Genomic DNA, 15,748 nt, shown 5'->3' with positions numbered 1-15,748 from the left:
TTACATGCTGTAGAGCGGCATGCTTCGACCGCGTTCAACGCTGCACGATCCAGCGCATGGTTTTCAATAGCCGGCCAGCGCGGCACCGCTATATATAGTGGCGCTCAGGCTGAGGTCAAGCGCAGCAATAGCGCGACCTGCGTTCAGATCCGGTCGAAAAGACTTGTTTCGGCCTGAATTAGAGTAAAGCGTGGAACCAACTCGCCATCCACTTCGACGCGTTCACAAAACATCTCCAGCGGGCGCACCCACAAGCCGTACTCGCCGTATAGCGCCTGATAGACCACTACTTGCTGCTCTTCCTCGGAATGCCGGGCTATGCCAAATACGCGGTACTCGGGTCCCTTGTAGTGGCGATAAAGGCCGGGCTGTAATTGCATCGCTAAATTCCTTGAATTTTTTCCCGTCGACAAACAAAAACCGGGGCACGAGGCCCCGGTTTTTCGTCTGTGAACGCTTAAAGGCGTTCGAAGACAGTGGTAATGCCCTGACCGAGGCCGATGCACATGGTCGACACACCAAAAGTGCCACCATTCTGCTTCATCACATTCAACAGGGTACCGGAGATACGCGCACCGGAACAACCGAATGGGTGACCAAGCGCAATCGCGCCGCCGTGCAGGTTGACCTTCTCTTCCATCTTGTCGAGCACTTTCAGATCCTTCAGCACCGGCAGGGCCTGTGCGGCGAAGGCTTCGTTGAGCTCGAAGAAGTCGATGTCATTGATGCTCAGACCCGCCCTCTTGAGGGCTTTCTGAGTAGCGGGTACCGGGCCGTAACCCATGATCGCCGGATCGACACCGGCGACCGCCATGGCACGTACCACGGCCATCGGCTGGATGCCGAGATCCTTGGCGCGCTGGGCAGACATGACGATCATGCAGGAAGCGCCATCAGTGATCTGCGAGGAAGTACCCGCAGTCACGGTGCCACCTTTCGGGTTGAACGCAGGCTTCAGGGCAGCCAGGCTTTCCAGGGTGGTCTCCGGACGAATGGTTTCGTCGTAGTCGAATACCTTCAGGAAGCCGTTCTCGTCGTAGCCCTGCATCGGGATAATTTCATCCTTGAACTTGCCTTCGACGGTGGCCTTTTGCGCCAGGCGGTGCGAACGCTCACCGAAAGCGTCCTGCTGCTCGCGGTTGATGCCGTGCATCTTGCCAAGCATTTCCGCGGTCAGACCCATCATGCCGGACGCCTTGGCGGCATACAGCGACAGGTGCGGGTTCGGATCGACGCCATGCATCATGCCGACATGGCCCATGTGCTCGACACCACCGATGACGAACACGTCGCCGTTGCCGGTCTGGATCGCCTGCACGGCAGTATGCAGGGCGCTCATGGAGGAACCACACAGACGGCTGACCGTCTGCGCAGCGCTGGTGTGCGGAATCTGGGTCATCAGCGACGCCATGCGCGCGACGTTCCAGCCCTGCTCCAGGGTCTGGTTGACGCAGCCCCAGATCACGTCTTCCACTTCGGCCGGATCGACCTTGGTGTTACGTGTCAGCAAGCCGCTGATCAGGTTGGCCGACAGGGTTTCGGCACGGGTGTTGCGATGCATACCGCCCTTGGAACGCCCCATCGGGCTACGACCGAAGTCGACGATCACTGCATCTCTAGGATTCAGGCTCATAAATTCACTCTCGCTCTAGTCTGTGCGCGATTAACCGAAAAACTTCTGGCCGTTGGCGGCCATTTCGCGAAGCTTGGCAGTCGGGGTGTACAGCGCGCCCAGATCGGCGTACTTGTCGGCCAGGGTCACGAATTCGGCGACACCGACGCTGTCGATGTAACGCAGTGCGCCACCACGGAACGGCGGGAAGCCAATGCCGTAAACCAGACCCATATCGGCCTCGGCAGCAGTCTCGACGATACCGTCTTCCAGGCAACGAACGGTTTCCATGCACAGCGGGATCATCATGAAGTTGACGATGTCTTCATCGGTCACTTCACGCTGCTCGGTGACGATGGACTTGAGCAACTCGTAAGCCACAGGGTCGATGACCTTCTTCGGCTTGCCGCGTTTGTCCATTTCGTACGAGTAGAAACCCTTGCCGTTCTTCTGGCCCAGGCGGTCCGCTTCATACATCACGTCGACCGCGGTACGGCCTTCGACCGCCATGCGATCCGGGAAGCCTTCGGCCATCACGTCACGACCATGGTGACCGGTATCGATACCGACCACATCGGAGAGATACGCCGGGCCCATGGGCCAGCCGAATTTCTCCATCACCTTGTCGATACGCACGAAGTCGACACCGAGCTCGAGCAGCTTGGAGAAGCCACCAAAGTAGGGAAACAGCACACGGTTGACCAGGAAGCCCGGGCAGTCGTTGACTACAACCGGGGTCTTGCCCATCTTCTTGGCGTAAGCCACGGTAGTGGCAACCGCCACCTCGCTAGACTTCTCACCACGGATGACTTCGACCAACGGCATCATGTGTACCGGGTTGAAGAAGTGCATGCCGACGAAGTTTTCCGGACGCTTGAGCGCCTTGGCCAGCAGGCTGATGGAAATGGTCGAGGTGTTGGAGGCGAGGATCGTATCTTCCTTCACCGCGCCTTCTACTTCGGCCAGTACCGCTTGCTTGACCTTGGGGTTCTCGACCACGGCTTCGACGACGATGTCGACGTTGGCGAAATCGCCGTAGGACAGGGTCGGACGGATGGCGTTGAGGGCTTCAGCCATCTTCGCTGCGGTCAGGCGGCCTTTGGCCACGCGATTACCGAGCAACTTGGAGGCTTCGTTCAGCCCCATCTGGATACCGTCTTCACGGATATCCTTCATCAGGATCGGCGTACCCTTGACCGCCGACTGGTAGGCGATACCGCCACCCATGATGCCGGCACCAAGGACGGCAGCCAGTTTCACGTCTTTGGCGATTTCGTCGTAATGCTTGGCTTTTTTCTTCAGTTCCTGATCATTCAGGAACAGCCCGATCAGGCTGGCGGCAACCGAGGTCTTGGCTAGCTTGACGAAACCGGCGGCTTCCACTTCCAGGGCCTTGTCACGGCCAAAGTTGGCAGCTTTCTGAATGGTCTTGATCGCTTCGACCGGGGCCGGATAATTCGGGCCGGCCTGGCCTGCAACGAAGCCCTTGGCGGTTTCGAAGCACATCATCTGTTCGATGGCATTCAGCTTGAGCTTATCCAGCTTCGGCTGACGCTTGGCTTTGTAGTCAAGTTCGCCGGAGATCGCGCGTTTGACCAGATCCAGCGCAGCCGCCTGAAGCTTGTCGGCGACCACTACTGCATCGACCGCACCTACTTTCAGGGCATCGCCTGCGCCGTTCTCTTTGCCCGAGGCAATCCACTCGACCGCATTGTCGGTACCGATCAAACGCGGCAGACGCACGGTGCCACCGAAACCTGGGTACAGACCCAGTTTGACTTCCGGCAGGCCCACTTTGGCGCTGTCGGCCATGACCCGGTAATCCGCCGCCAGGCACATTTCAAAACCACCGCCGAGAGCGATGCCGTTGATTGCGACGACTGTCGGGAAATCGAGGTCTTCAAAATCACTGAAGATCTTGTTGGCTTCGAGGTTGCCAGCCACCAGCTCATCATCCGGCAACTTGAAGTTGTCGACGAACTCGGTGATATCGGCGCCGACGATGAATACGTCTTTGCCACTGGTGACAATCACGCCCTTGATCGAACCATCGGCCTTGATTGCATCAACCGACTGACGCAGATCGTTAAGGGTTAGACGGTTGAATTTGTTGACGGACTCACCCTTGAGGTCGAATTTCAATTCGACTATGCCGCTCTCAAGAGCCTTAACCGTGATGGCTTTACCTTCGTAAATCATCAACTGATCTCCACGATATGGAAGCTGAACAGTACACATCGGAGCCAACCAGCTTGCTACCCCACGGCTCAGCCGTTTGAGAGAGTAGCGCTATGAGCCTGGCACACCCGCCGACGCGATAATCGGACTGGATTGGCGCTGCCTTTTTCAGCAAACGCTCAATTCATACGCCCGTTTGATTCGGGTGTGCCCACCTTCAAGGAAAAGCTGCAGATTGTCAATTGGTCGCGTGTAGCTTGATGCATCGGCGACTCCCCGAGCGAGGATTCCGGCTGACGGACAGCCTTATTTTGAAGCGATCAGGTGATCATCAGTACCGATAAACAGAAAAAATCCGACAAATAACCGACAACAGCGACCCATGCCATTGAGTCCTCCAGCAGCTTGACGAGACCGCTTCAACTGCGCCAAGGCGCACAAAAAGCCTCAGCGACTTTTATCTACAGCAGCATGGAAGGCCATCAGCGCAGCGAAAACCAAGGCATTCACTGACGTGTAGCCGGTGGCCGGCCTGGCAACCAGCGACCACAATTGACGGCACTGCGCCAGCAGTGCCATATGACACAATCGAGCCGGAAGATAGACGCCGCACCGCGGCACTGACCCCGTAATGCCGCGCGCAAAACCTGCTGACGCATGCATTTTCACTCGACTATGCTTCGCTAGCCGCGACCTTTTATAGCGCTGGGGAAGCGCGACCACTGGAAGCAATGGTCAAGGCGTTCGCCGACAAAAACTGGTGCGCCTGGAACCGCCCTCGTAGAACAGCCGGCAAATCAAGCAGTCGCTCGATAGCATCAGCGGCCAGTGACGCGGCTGAATAATCGCTTGGCAATTGCCATGAAAGCAGCGCGCCATTTCTGACGAACAAGTATTCCGACAGCATCATTAGAAGGCCTGAAGAGGCTTCCAGCCAATACACGAACATGCAGCTCCGAGCCAGCGCGCACTCGGCGCATGGCTCATTCGACCTTTCCGGCCTGCCTGGCCACATTTATAACCCGGTGCTTGCATCGGGTTTTCTTTCTTGATGGCCTGACGCCTCAATGAGCTGTCACTCAAGCACGCGCAAGCAAGAAACTGGCAATCGTCGGCAGCGAGTCCGATCCTTCCCGCTCCCCCCAATACAGCGCAATCATCTGTGCGGTTGCCTCGACCTTGTACACATCGACCGGAAGGCTGGCCAATTGTTCGGCCAATGGCACATCGTCGCAAAGCTCGCGCCATTGATTCAGCCACTGTCCGGGTTCAGCCTGCCAGTAGCACCAGCAATCTTCATGGCCACGACGTCGCGCCCGGTGATATTGCGGACACTGGCCCGGCGGCTCAATGGCCAGCCAGTGCGGCCATTGCTCGCGCGACAACTGCATCGCCAACCCCATGCGCCGGGCTTGCAAACGTACATCCATCCGCCCACGCTGTCGCCGCGACGGCATCAGCATGGCCAGTGGGCTAAGCACAAAAGCCAGAAGCAACAATATGATCCATGTGGGCATAAATTTATCTCGCTGGTATAACCCTGTTACAAGCACTCAATGCGGCCATACTTATCACCATCGGTCACCCTTAGAAGGAACCACCCATGCCTTACCAGCATATTCTGGTCGCTGTCGACCTAACCGAAGAATGCGACCCAGTCATGAAGCGCGCGCAGAAGCTGGCCTCGAGCAGTCACGCAAAATTATCGGTGGTCCATATAGTCGAACCCATGGCCATGGCGTTTGGCGGTGATGTGCCAATGGATTTGTCGATGCTGCAACAGCAGCAATTCGAGCAAGCCCGCGAACGTCTGGACAGTTTTGCCGGAAAGTATCCCGATCTGGCTGCAGATCAACGCCATCTGGCTTATGGCCAGCCCCGCCAGGAAATACACCGCCTGGCTGAAGAGCAAAGTTGCGACCTGATCATCGTTGGCAGCCATGGCCGCCATGGCCTGGCTTTACTACTCGGCTCCACCGCCAATGACGTGCTGCACGGTGCACCCTGCGACGTGCTGGCTGTACGCCTGAAGAAACCCGAGTAGCGCACACCTGGCGAATGAGGCGCCATGCCTCATTCGCTCCAGGATCATTCGAAATTGTCGCCCGCGCTCATTACCAACGGACGAATCTTCTGCAACTGAGTTTCCAGCGAATAGGTCATGCTCGATGACATGGAAAAGAAGGTCAGAAAGGCCTTGAGATTCGAGTCGCCCTCACAGGTGTCGTGAATCCGCTGCCAGAACGCCTGATTGACCAACTGCAACTGCTGGAACATGCGCACCAAACCCTTGAGTTCCCAATCCGCAAGACGCCCTTCGCGGAAATTGAAGTACTGCCGCGCCAGGTACAGCGAAACCGCGCGCAGGGTGAATTCCTGATTATTGGCGAACGGCAGGTGATTCTGCGCCATCGGCTTGAGCTTGCCCAACACCGGACAAGCACTGGTCGCCATGATCACCCCGAGCAGGGCACGCAACCCCTCTTCCAGACCGACCTGCTTGGTGTATTCACGCTCTGGCGTGCGCACCCAGACCATCGCTTTCTTGAAGGCCGGCAGACCTTGAAAATCCTCGATCACCCGATGCAAATCGACCGCTGCCGGGCAGTGACTGAAATCGTTCCTGCTCAGCGGACAATTGCTGCACTGCTGGTGGTCCAGGCGCGTCCAGTTGGGCGCGTCCTGGGCCTGAGCGGAGTCATACACGCGGTCCAGTTCGATCCGGTAACTGAACTCGTGATTATCGTCGAGAGTAATCCGATACTCGATGGCCATGCGTGTCTCCGCCAGACGTGTTGAGGTTCTGCTTGGGGATAATCAGCCTGCGGCAGTCGGACTCAGCCTTCCAGTTCGGCCCAACGCTCCAGCAGTTTATCCAGTTCCTGCTGCTGGCTTTGCAAACGAGCCAACACCTCGGCACTTTTTTCCGCAGATTGCTGGTAAAAAGCCGGGGCACCGATCTGCGCCTCCAATGCCGCTATCTGCACTTCCAGCACGTCGATCTGCGCGGGAAGCAACTCCAGCTCACGCTGCACCTTGTAACTGAGCTTCTTCTTTACGACCGCAGCCCCCTCGGGTGCAGGGGCAGGCGATGCGTCGACTACCGCTGAAGCCAATTCGGCCTTACCGCCCTTGGTTTCGCCAACCCCGAGCAAACGCGGTGAACCGCCCTGACGCAGCCAGTCCTGATAACCGCCAACGTATTCGCGAACCTTGCCCTCGCCCTCGAAGACCAGGGTGCTGGTCACCACATTGTCGAGGAATGCCCGGTCGTGACTGACCATCAGCACGGTGCCCTTGAACGTCAACAACACCTCTTCAAGCAACTCGAGGGTTTCTACGTCGAGGTCGTTGGTCGGTTCGTCGAGTACCAGCAGGTTGGCTGGCTTGCTGAACAGCTTGGCCAGCAACAGGCGCGCACGCTCGCCACCCGACAACGCCTTGACTGGCGTGCGAGCACGCTGCGGGCTGAACAGGAAGTCACCCAGGTAGCTCAGTACGTGCCGGCTTTGCCCATCGATATCGATGAAGTCGCGGCCTTCGGCGACGTTATCGATCACGGTTTTTTCCAGGTCAAGCTGATGACGTAGCTGGTCGAAGTAAGCCACGTCGATGCGCGTGCCCTCCTTGACGCTGCCACTAGTTGGCTGCAAGCCGCCGAGCATCAACTTCAACAACGTGGTTTTGCCGGTACCGTTGGCGCCGAGCAGGCCGATACGGTCCTCACGCTGCAGCACCATGGAGAAATCGTTGATCAGCATCGGCCCACCCGGATGGGCGAAACTGACGTTCTCCAGCACCATCACCTGCTTACCGGATTTATCGGCGGTATCCAGCAGGATATTGGCTTTGCCGGTACGTTCACGGCGCTCGCTGCGCTCGACCCGCAAGGCTTTCAAGGCCCGCACGCGTCCTTCGTTACGGGTGCGACGCGCCTTGATGCCCTGACGAATCCACACTTCTTCCTGGGCCAGACGCTTGTCGAACAATGCGTTGGCGGTTTCTTCGGCCGCCAGGGTGGCCTCTTTGTGCACCAGGAAACTGGCGTAGTCGCCATTCCAGTCGATCAAGCCGCCGCGATCCAACTCGAGAATGCGCGTGGCCAAGTTCTGCAGGAAGGCCCGGTCATGGGTTATGAACAACACGGCGCCGTTGAAGCCCAACAACGCCTCTTCCAGCCAGGCGATGGCACCGATGTCCAGGTGGTTGGTTGGCTCGTCAAGCAACAGCAGGTCCGGCTCGGAGACCAGCGCCTGGGCCAACAACACCCGCCGCCGCCAGCCACCGGACAGTTCAGCCAGGGTCTTGTCGGCCGGCAACTGCAAACGACTCAAGGTGCTATCGACCAGTTGCTGCAACCGCCAACCGTCACGGGCTTCGAGGTCATGCTGGACATGCATGAGCTTGTCCAGATCGGCATCGGTGACGATGTTCTGGCTCAGGTGGTGATACTGCGCAAGCAGTTCGCCGACACCGTCCAGGCCCTGGGAAACCACATCGAAGACTGTCCGTCCGTCGGCATCTGGCAGCTCCTGCGGTAATTCGCCGATCTTCAACCCCGGCGCGCGCCAGACCGAGCCGTCATCAGGCTTCTGGTCGCCTTTGACCAGCTTCAGCATGCTCGATTTGCCGGTACCATTACGGCCGATGATGCAGGCCCGCTCGCCACGGGCAATCTGCCAAGACACCTTGTCCAGCAGCGGCATGGCGCCGTAGGCCAGGGAAACATCGGTGAACTTAAGCAGGGTCATGGCACGCCTCGATAATACAGCGACTGATAAACAAGCAGGCAACGGCTGCGAAAGCGCAAGAAATGAACAGCTATCTGCGCGTTCCAGCCCTATTCTGCGAAGCTTTATCACCGCAAAAAACTTATTTGCCGACGCCCGCAGGTCCCGGCAAAAACTGGGCGCGCATTCTAACCGAGAAGCGCTGCGAGTTTGCTGGCAATTTTCATTAAGCCGCCAGTCGGCAGCGTGACTTTCACCTGCCCCCGGCAAAAGGCTAAGCTAGATGAATCTAGCGGCGGTCTTACTGTCGCTCCTCTCATTTGCTTACCCGGATGTGTCATGCGCGGTCGTCTGTTTTTCCTGCTTTCCTGTTTAATCATCACCGCAGCGACAACCGCAGCGACTCAGGCTGCCAGCCTGGCCCAGCAGCGCCAGTACTATGACGTGGCCAAAGCCGCCTTGGCCAAAGGCGACAAAGCCCCTTATCAACGCTATGCCCAGGCCCTGCGTAATTACCCGCTGGAGCCTTACCTGGCCTATGACGAACTGACCGCTCGACTCAAATGGGCGAGCAACGACGAGATTGAGAAATTCCTGGCCGAACATGGCGACCTGCCACAGGCCGGCTGGATGAAATTGCGCTGGCTGCGCTGGCTGGCCGAGCGCGGCGAGTGGAAAACCTTCATCAACTATTATGATCCCGCGCTGAACTTCACCGAACTGGATTGCTTGTACGGCCAATATCAGCTGAGCCACGGCATGTTTGCCGAGGGCTTTGCCACTGCCGAAAAACTCTGGCTGGTCGGCAAGTCGCAACCCAATGCCTGCGATCGCCTGTTCGACCAGTGGGCCGCCAAGGGCCAACTCACCGAAGAAATGCGCTGGAAACGCGCCAAACTGGCCGCCGAAACCCGCAACTATGGCTTGGCCAGCTACCTGATCAAGGAACTGCCAACCCTGGGCAACCACGGCAAGCTGTTACTGGAAGTGGCGCAGAAACCACAAATCCTCAGCCAAACCGCTCGCTTCAGCTCCAACGATTCAGCCATGGCCGATGTAGTCGGCCTCGGCCTGCGCCGCCTGGCCCGGCAAGACCCGGAACAAGCCCTGACGCTGCTGGATAGCTATGCCAAGCGCATGAAGTTTTCCAGCGACGAGCAAGTTGCCATCGCTCGTGAAATTGGCCTGACCCTGGCAAAACGCTTCGACGCCCGCGCGCTCAAGGTCATGGCGCAGTACGACCCGCAACTGCGTGACAATACCGTCAGTGAATGGCGTGCGCGCCTTCTGTTGCGCCTCGGCCGCTGGGACGAGGCACACCAGTTGACCCGCAAAATGCCCGAGGAGCTGGGGCAGACCAACCGCTGGCGTTACTGGCAGGCACGCAGCCTGCAGCTGGCCCAGCCCAACAGCCAGGAGCCGAAAGCGCTCTACCAAACCCTGGCCAAGGAGCGCGATTTCTACGGTTTCATGGCCGCCGACCAGGTCGAAGCGCCCTACCAGCTAAACAACAAGCCGTTGCTGCTTTCAGCCAAGACCGTACAAAAAGTGCGCAACGCCGCAGGTATTCGCCGGGCAATGGAATTCCACGAACGCGGCCAGATCGTCGATGGTCGCCGCGAGTGGTATCACGTCAGCCGCCTGTTCAGCCGTGATGAGTTGGTTGCCCAAGCGCGTCTGGCATACGACATGGAGTGGTACTTTCCGGCGATTCGCACCATCAGCCAGGCGCAGTACTGGGACGACCTGGACGTGCGCTTCCCCATGGCCCACCGCGAACCGCTGACCATTGAGTCGAAGAAACGTGGCCTGCACTCCAGCTGGTTATTTGCCATTACCCGCCAGGAAAGCGCCTTCATGGCCGATGCCAAGTCCCAGGTAGGCGCCATGGGCCTGATGCAGTTGATGCCGGCGACCGCCAAGGAGACCGCCCGCAAGTTCGGCATCCCCTTGAGCAATCCAAACAATGTCCTGCTGCCGGATACCAACATCCAGCTCGGCGCTGCCTACCTGAGCCAGGTCTACGGTCAATTCAACGGCAACCGCGTGCTCGCCTCTGCCGCCTATAACGCCGGCCCCGGCCGTGTACGCCAGTGGCTACGCGGCGCCGATCACCTGGCGTATGACGTCTGGATCGAGAACATCCCGTTCGACGAAACCCGTCAGTACGTGCAGAACGTGCTGTCTTATTCGGTGATCTACGGGCAGAAGCTCAACGCCCCGCAACCACTGATTGCCTGGCACGAGCGTTACTTCGACGATCAGTAGGCGGCGGCAGGTGAATCAGGATGAGGTGCTCAGACACCTCATCACGCGTGTATTGGCAGCTGATGGCTCGAAGTTTGTGGCTTACTCCAACACCTCAACCGACATGCCGAGCTGCAGCCCACCGACACCTTGATTGATCAGATTCTGACCGAAGTACACCTCACCCTCACGGGCGCGATAGGTCTTCAGCGTAGTGAGCGGTTCACGGTCGGCACTGCGCTCGCCTGTCAGCGGATCCAGGGTCGTGAGGATGCAGCGAGTGCAGCCCTTGGCCACGCGAAACTCGATGCCACCAATGCGGATACGCCGCCAACTGTCCTCGGCATAGGCCGCTCCGCCCTCGACCACCAGATTCGGCCGAAAACGCAGCATTTCCAGCGGCCGCCCGACCCGCACCGACAAATCATCCAGCGAAGCCTGGCCGATCAACAGCAAAGGGAAGCCATCGGCGAAACCGACCTTCTCTTCCGCGCTGAGATTACCCGCGATAAACCGGGCGCGCTCGGCAGGCACATGCACCAGTCGACAGGGCTTGCCGATAAAACGGCTCAACCACTCGGCCGCCTCATCGCCCGCATCCGGCACATACAGGCTGTCACTCCAGATAAACACGCCGCGCAGCGCAGCATCAACGCCGGGCAAGGGCACCTCGAGTACAGGAAAACCAGCCGAGCTCAGGGTCAGGCCACCCGCAGCATTGTGCCGTGCCAGCAATTGACTCATATGCGGCAACGCCCGCTGGGTAAGAAAGCGCCCATTCTGTGCATCGACTAGCATCCAGCGTCGGTCACCGACCACGCCCAGGGCATCCAGCTGAATTTCAGTTAGTGGTTCGGCGATGCCAGACTTCAGTGGATAACGGTACAACCCGGAGAGACGTAACATGAGCCAGCATCCAGTTCGGCAAAAAGTCCTTATACGAGTAACCGGGCGTACCCACAAGCCCGCCTTGGGTTTGGTCCTGATGGTCCTGCTGAGTGGCTGTAGCGGCAGCCCGCTTGACAATCTGGGCGTGCACGATGGGCGCCTGACTCCCTGCCCGGAGTCGCCCAACTGTGTCAGCAGCCAGGCCAGTGACGCGGAGCAGCGGATCGAGCCGCTGCTACTGCGAGGCAGCCCGAGTCAGACCCAGGCACTGCTGGTCAAGCTATTGGCCGACGAACCCCGGGTACGCTTGATCGAGCAAGACGCCAATTACCTGCATGCCGAATTCAGCAGCCAGGTACTGCGTTTCGTCGATGACGTGGAGTTCCTGATCGGCGATCAGGCCGTCGATGTGCGCTCGGCCTCACGTTTGGGCTACTCGGACTTGGGCGTCAACCGCAAGCGCATCGAGCATTTGCGCCAACGGCTCGGCGAGCAGCAGTAGCGGCTGCCTGGCTGCAATTGGCGCAACGCAAAAAAACGGCGGGCTGTCGCTGCGCTCCGAGGCCGCCCTACCCGCAGGCAGTGCACCGTGGGCTTATCGCGCGGCGAAAAAACGGAGGACTGTCGCTGCGCGCCGAACGGAACGTCGCCCGGACCGCCCTTCTACGCGCTTGGTTCGTCGAGCATCAGGCGTTCGCGGATCACGTCGACCAGTTTGTCCGGCTGAAACTTGGAGAGGAAGTTGTCGCAGCCGACCTTCTTCACCATGGCCTCGTTGAAACTACCCGACAGCGAGGTATGCAGCACCACGTAGAGATCCTTCAGGCGGGGATCCTGACGAATTTCAGTGGTCAGGCGATAGCCGTCCATCTCGGGCATTTCCGCATCGGTGAAGACCATCAGCAGTTTATCGGTCAGCACCTCACCGGCATCGGCCCATTTTTTCAGCATGTTCAAGCCTTTCAGGCCATCGGTGGCCACATGCATCGTCAAACCTAACTGCGACAGGGTCTCGCGCAACTGCGCCAGGGCCACGCTGGAGTCGTCTACCAGCAGCACCTCACGCCCACGCGCACGCTCCAGCACAGGGTCGGCCAAGCGGTCGCCGGAAATCTTGGCGTTGTAGGGCACGATCTCGGCCAACACCTTTTCCACATCGATGATTTCCACCAACTGCTCTTCGACTTTGGTGATCGCCGTCAGGTAATGCTGACGCCCCGCACTACCCGGTGGCGGCAGGATGGATTCCCAGTTGAGGTTGAGAATGCGATCGACGCCGCCGACCAGAAAGGCCTGCACGGAACGGTTGTACTCGGTAACGATGATGGTGCTGCGCTCATCCGGCACTATCGGGCGCATGCCGATGGCTTGCGACAGGTCGATGACCGGCAGGGTCTGGCCACGCAGATTGACCACTCCACAGACAAAGCGATGGCGGTGTGGCATCAGCGTCAGCTTGGGCATCTGCAGGACTTCCTGCACCTTGAACACGTTGATCGCGAACAACTGCCGCCCGGCCAGGCGAAACATCAGAATTTCCAGGCGGTTCTCGCCCACCAGTTGGGTGCGTTTATCCACCGAGTCAAGAATGCCAGCCATTGCGCGCTCCAAATTGTTGATCGAATCCAGTTACAGCAAGGGTATCGGCAAGGAGCGACAGTGCTGAAGCCGACCGGGCGCCATCTTGCACGAGCAGGCGCAGCGGTGCCAGCCAAGGGCCATCGACATTACTCACAGAGTAGCGGCGAACCCACCGGCAAATGCACCCGCAACGCATTACGCCGCGCGGAAAAACGCAGGTGGCGGCTTTCCAGCGGCTCGCCATCCAGATTCAAATCCAGACCTTCCGGCGCCTCGACTTCCAGCCAGGGCAAGCGCGCGCTGAGTGCGACGCGTTGCAAGCCGTTGATCCCGCCGGACAACAAGGTGCCCAAGGTGCCAACCACATCCTCCGCGGCCGGGACTATACAGACATCCAGCAAACCGTCATTCACTCGCGCATCCGGGCAAAGCAGATGCCCGCCGCCAGCCTGTCGCCCATTGCCGATGCCCATGGCAATGAACTCGCCCTCCCAGAAAAAATCCGGCCCGGTGAAGCGACCAAAGGCCGAGCGCACCTCGGCAAAGCGGGCCAACCCGGTGAGAAAGTAGGCAGCGCCGCCGAGCAGGCGTTTGAGGTCTTCGGAGGTATTGGCGGTGATATTAGAGCCAAAACCACCCGTGGCCATGTTGAGATAAAGCTGACCATCGACCTCGCCCAGGTCGATCGGCTGCGCCGGCTCATCCAGCAACGCCAGCGCCTCGAGGGGACTTAACGGTAATCCCGCAGCATTGGCGAAGTCGTTGGCGGTACCCAGCGGCAGTAGCACCAGACTGGCCTCGGTGTGCGCCAGTGCCATCGCTTCGGCCACCTCGCGCAACATGCCGTCACCACCTCCGGCGATCAGTATCGGATAGCCGGCCTGCAGGGCCTCGTTGACCAGTCGACGGGCGTCACCCGCCTCCCAGGTGACCCGCACGTCGAGCTGCCAGCCATCCTCACGGCGCGTCGTTACCGCGGCGCGTACCTCTTGGTTGCCGGCTTGCTTGCCATGCAAGATCAATAATGCTCTGCGTTCGCTCATAACCAGCGCCTTGGGGCCTAATCGGATCGAGACTCAGTGGACAACGAAAAGCTAGCACACCAACGCAACATAGTGCCCATCTGGCTATAGCCTATAACCCAGCCTGCAGCAGCATGCATCACTCGCCCTGCTGCAGACCGGCTGCGCTATCGCCTTGCGGCGGCTGACAGCATGGCAGCCACACGGTAAACACTGTGCCCTTGCCAAGTTCGCTCTCGACTTCCAGACGGCCATGGTGTTTGGCCACGATGCTGTAAGACACCGAGAGCCCGAGGCCGGTGCCTTGCCCAACCGGTTTGGTGGTGAAGAACGGGTCGAACAAGCGGGTCAGATGCTCCGGGGCAATACCACTGCCACTGTCGCGCACCCGCACGAACACCCAATCACCCTGAGTTCCGGTTTCCAGCCAGATAGTGCCCTGCTCCTCGATGGCATGGGCGGCATTGATGATCAGGTTCATGAACACCTGGTTGAGCTGCGAGCCGAGACACTGCACCGGTTGCAATTCGCCGTAGTTCTTGACCACCTCGGCCTTGAACTTGATCTCGCTCCAGATCACGTTGAGCGTGCTGTCGAGGCCCTTGTGCAAGTCGACCTCCTGCCAGTCGCCCGAGTCGATATGGGAGAAGTCACGCAGATCCTGAACGATCTGCTTGACCCGTTCCAGGCCCTGACGTGACTCACGCACCAGGTCGGCCATGTCGCTGCGCAGAAAATCGTAATCCAGCGCCTGATTGGCCTGCTCCAGTTGCGCGCACAAGGCCGCATCCTGATGTTCGGCTGCCGCCGCCTGGTAGCTCTCGACCAGGCGAAACAGGTCGCCGACATAACGCTCCAGGCTGCTGAAGTTGGAGTAGACGTAACCCACCGGGTTATTGATCTCGTGGGCAACCCCTGCGGCCAACTGGCCGATCGCCGCCATTTTCTCCGATTGCAGCAGTTGCGCCTGGGCGTCTTCGAGCTTGTGAATCAGCCGCGCCTGCTCACTTTGTTCCGCGCGCAGCAATTGATTGAGGCGTTCCAGTTGCAGATGCTGGGCCGCGGTTTCAGTCGCATCGGCGATGGTCAGACAGACATAGTTGACGGTGCCTGCGGCCGCCATCATCGGCGAGAAGGTGCAATTCTGGTACATCATTTCGGTCGAGCCGGTGATGGGCCGGCTGCCGGCGAAACTGAACAGGTGCGGGCGTTGCTGCCAGGAAGTGAACGCACAGGTTGTGCAAGGCGAACACCCCGTCGATTTTCTTCTGCACCCACAGCCTTGGCAATTCCGGAAACAGATCGAACAGCGACCGCCCCCTGACCTCATCGCAGTCCTTACCGCTGTGGATCGCCATGAAATCGTTCCAGAACGCCACCCGATACTGGCTATCGAGCAACAAAACGCCGAGGTTGATGCTCTGCAGCACCGCGGCCAATTCCGCAGGCAATATCTCTTCTGGTGCAGACGTCATCTCGCATCCTTATTC

The 15,748-nt window shown here is 59.1% G+C and carries 15 protein-coding genes; 4 read left to right on the top strand and 11 right to left on the bottom strand.

What is annotated here, in order from left to right:
• Window positions 1-143: 143 nt before the first annotated feature.
• The 4 genes from B2D37_RS04710 to B2D37_RS04690 all read right to left on the bottom strand — a co-directional run bounded on the left by B2D37_RS04710 (window position 144) and on the right by B2D37_RS04690 (window position 5,307).
• Window positions 144-380 (bottom strand): DUF1653 domain-containing protein, encoded by a 237-nt coding sequence (locus B2D37_RS04710; protein WP_079201628.1) that lies wholly within the window; start codon window positions 378-380, stop codon window positions 144-146.
• Window positions 381-457: 77 nt separating this feature from the next.
• Window positions 458-1,633: an acetyl-CoA C-acyltransferase FadA gene (gene fadA, locus B2D37_RS04705; protein ID WP_079201627.1), complete on the bottom strand. Its 1,176-nt coding sequence runs from the start codon at window positions 1,631-1,633 to the stop codon at window positions 458-460.
• A gap of 30 nt (window positions 1,634-1,663) precedes the next feature.
• Window positions 1,664-3,811, bottom strand: a complete 2,148-nt coding sequence (fadB, locus tag B2D37_RS04700; protein WP_079201626.1) for a fatty acid oxidation complex subunit alpha FadB — start codon at window positions 3,809-3,811, stop codon at window positions 1,664-1,666.
• 1,058 nt (window positions 3,812-4,869) lie between these two features.
• A complete protein-coding gene (locus tag B2D37_RS04690) occupies window positions 4,870-5,307 on the bottom strand; it encodes a hypothetical protein (protein ID WP_079201624.1) in 438 nt (145 codons plus the stop codon).
• Between the two features lie 86 nt (window positions 5,308-5,393).
• On the opposite strand from B2D37_RS04690, the gene B2D37_RS04685 reads away from it, so the two are divergent.
• Window positions 5,394-5,834 carry a universal stress protein gene (locus tag B2D37_RS04685; protein WP_079201623.1) on the top strand — a complete coding sequence of 147 codons (441 nt, stop codon included), beginning with the start codon at window positions 5,394-5,396 and terminating at the stop codon, window positions 5,832-5,834.
• Window positions 5,835-5,878: 44 nt separating this feature from the next.
• Here B2D37_RS04685 and B2D37_RS04680 read toward each other — a convergent pair whose 3' ends face one another.
• Both B2D37_RS04680 and B2D37_RS04675 read right to left on the bottom strand, forming a co-directional pair.
• Window positions 5,879-6,565, bottom strand: coding sequence for a hypothetical protein (locus B2D37_RS04680; RefSeq protein WP_079201622.1), 687 nt, complete (start codon window positions 6,563-6,565; stop codon window positions 5,879-5,881).
• Between the two features lie 62 nt (window positions 6,566-6,627).
• Window positions 6,628-8,541, bottom strand: coding sequence for an ATP-binding cassette domain-containing protein (locus B2D37_RS04675; RefSeq protein ID WP_079201621.1), 1,914 nt, complete (start codon window positions 8,539-8,541; stop codon window positions 6,628-6,630).
• A 62-nt stretch (window positions 8,542-8,603) separates the two neighbouring features.
• On the opposite strand from B2D37_RS04675, the gene B2D37_RS23005 reads away from it, so the two are divergent.
• Window positions 8,604-8,750, top strand: coding sequence for a hypothetical protein (locus tag B2D37_RS23005; RefSeq protein WP_154067037.1), 147 nt, complete (start codon window positions 8,604-8,606; stop codon window positions 8,748-8,750).
• 109 nt (window positions 8,751-8,859) lie between these two features.
• Window positions 8,860-10,788 carry a transglycosylase SLT domain-containing protein gene (locus tag B2D37_RS04670; RefSeq protein WP_079201620.1) on the top strand — a complete coding sequence of 643 codons (1,929 nt, stop codon included), beginning with the start codon at window positions 8,860-8,862 and terminating at the stop codon, window positions 10,786-10,788.
• Between the two features lie 81 nt (window positions 10,789-10,869).
• Here B2D37_RS04670 and B2D37_RS04665 read toward each other — a convergent pair whose 3' ends face one another.
• A complete protein-coding gene (locus B2D37_RS04665; RefSeq protein ID WP_079201619.1) occupies window positions 10,870-11,673 on the bottom strand; it encodes an MOSC domain-containing protein in 804 nt (267 codons plus the stop codon).
• Between B2D37_RS04665 and B2D37_RS04660 the strand changes: the two genes are divergently transcribed.
• Entirely contained in the window at window positions 11,672-12,157 is a 486-nt protein-coding gene (locus B2D37_RS04660; RefSeq protein ID WP_079201618.1) for a DUF1499 domain-containing protein, read from the top strand. The two genes, B2D37_RS04665 and B2D37_RS04660, sit on opposite strands and share 2 nt — an antisense overlap.
• Before the next feature lie 161 nt (window positions 12,158-12,318).
• On the opposite strand, the gene B2D37_RS04655 is transcribed toward B2D37_RS04660, so the two are convergent.
• The 4 genes from B2D37_RS04655 to B2D37_RS23550 form a co-directional block, all read right to left on the bottom strand.
• Window positions 12,319-13,254, bottom strand: coding sequence for a chemotaxis protein CheV (locus B2D37_RS04655; RefSeq protein ID WP_079201617.1), 936 nt, complete (start codon window positions 13,252-13,254; stop codon window positions 12,319-12,321).
• Window positions 13,255-13,382: 128 nt separating this feature from the next.
• On the bottom strand, window positions 13,383-14,279 hold the full coding sequence (gene yegS / locus B2D37_RS04650; protein ID WP_079201616.1) for a lipid kinase YegS: 897 nt from the start codon (window positions 14,277-14,279) through the stop codon (window positions 13,383-13,385).
• 118 nt (window positions 14,280-14,397) lie between these two features.
• Window positions 14,398-15,414: an ATP-binding protein gene (locus B2D37_RS04645; protein WP_256573149.1), complete on the bottom strand. Its 1,017-nt coding sequence runs from the start codon at window positions 15,412-15,414 to the stop codon at window positions 14,398-14,400.
• On the bottom strand, window positions 15,326-15,733 hold the full coding sequence (locus B2D37_RS23550) for a PAS domain-containing protein (RefSeq protein WP_256573148.1): 408 nt from the start codon (window positions 15,731-15,733) through the stop codon (window positions 15,326-15,328). Before B2D37_RS23550 ends, B2D37_RS04645 begins: the two co-directional genes overlap by 89 nt.
• Window positions 15,734-15,748: the final 15 nt, after the last annotated feature.

Source organism: Pseudomonas sp. CC6-YY-74, from assembly GCF_002025205.1.
GTDB lineage: Bacteria > Pseudomonadota > Gammaproteobacteria > Pseudomonadales > Pseudomonadaceae > Aquipseudomonas > Aquipseudomonas paeninsulae.
Note: the sequence above shows the minus strand (reverse complement) of the source record. Positions and strands in the feature narration are given on the sequence as shown.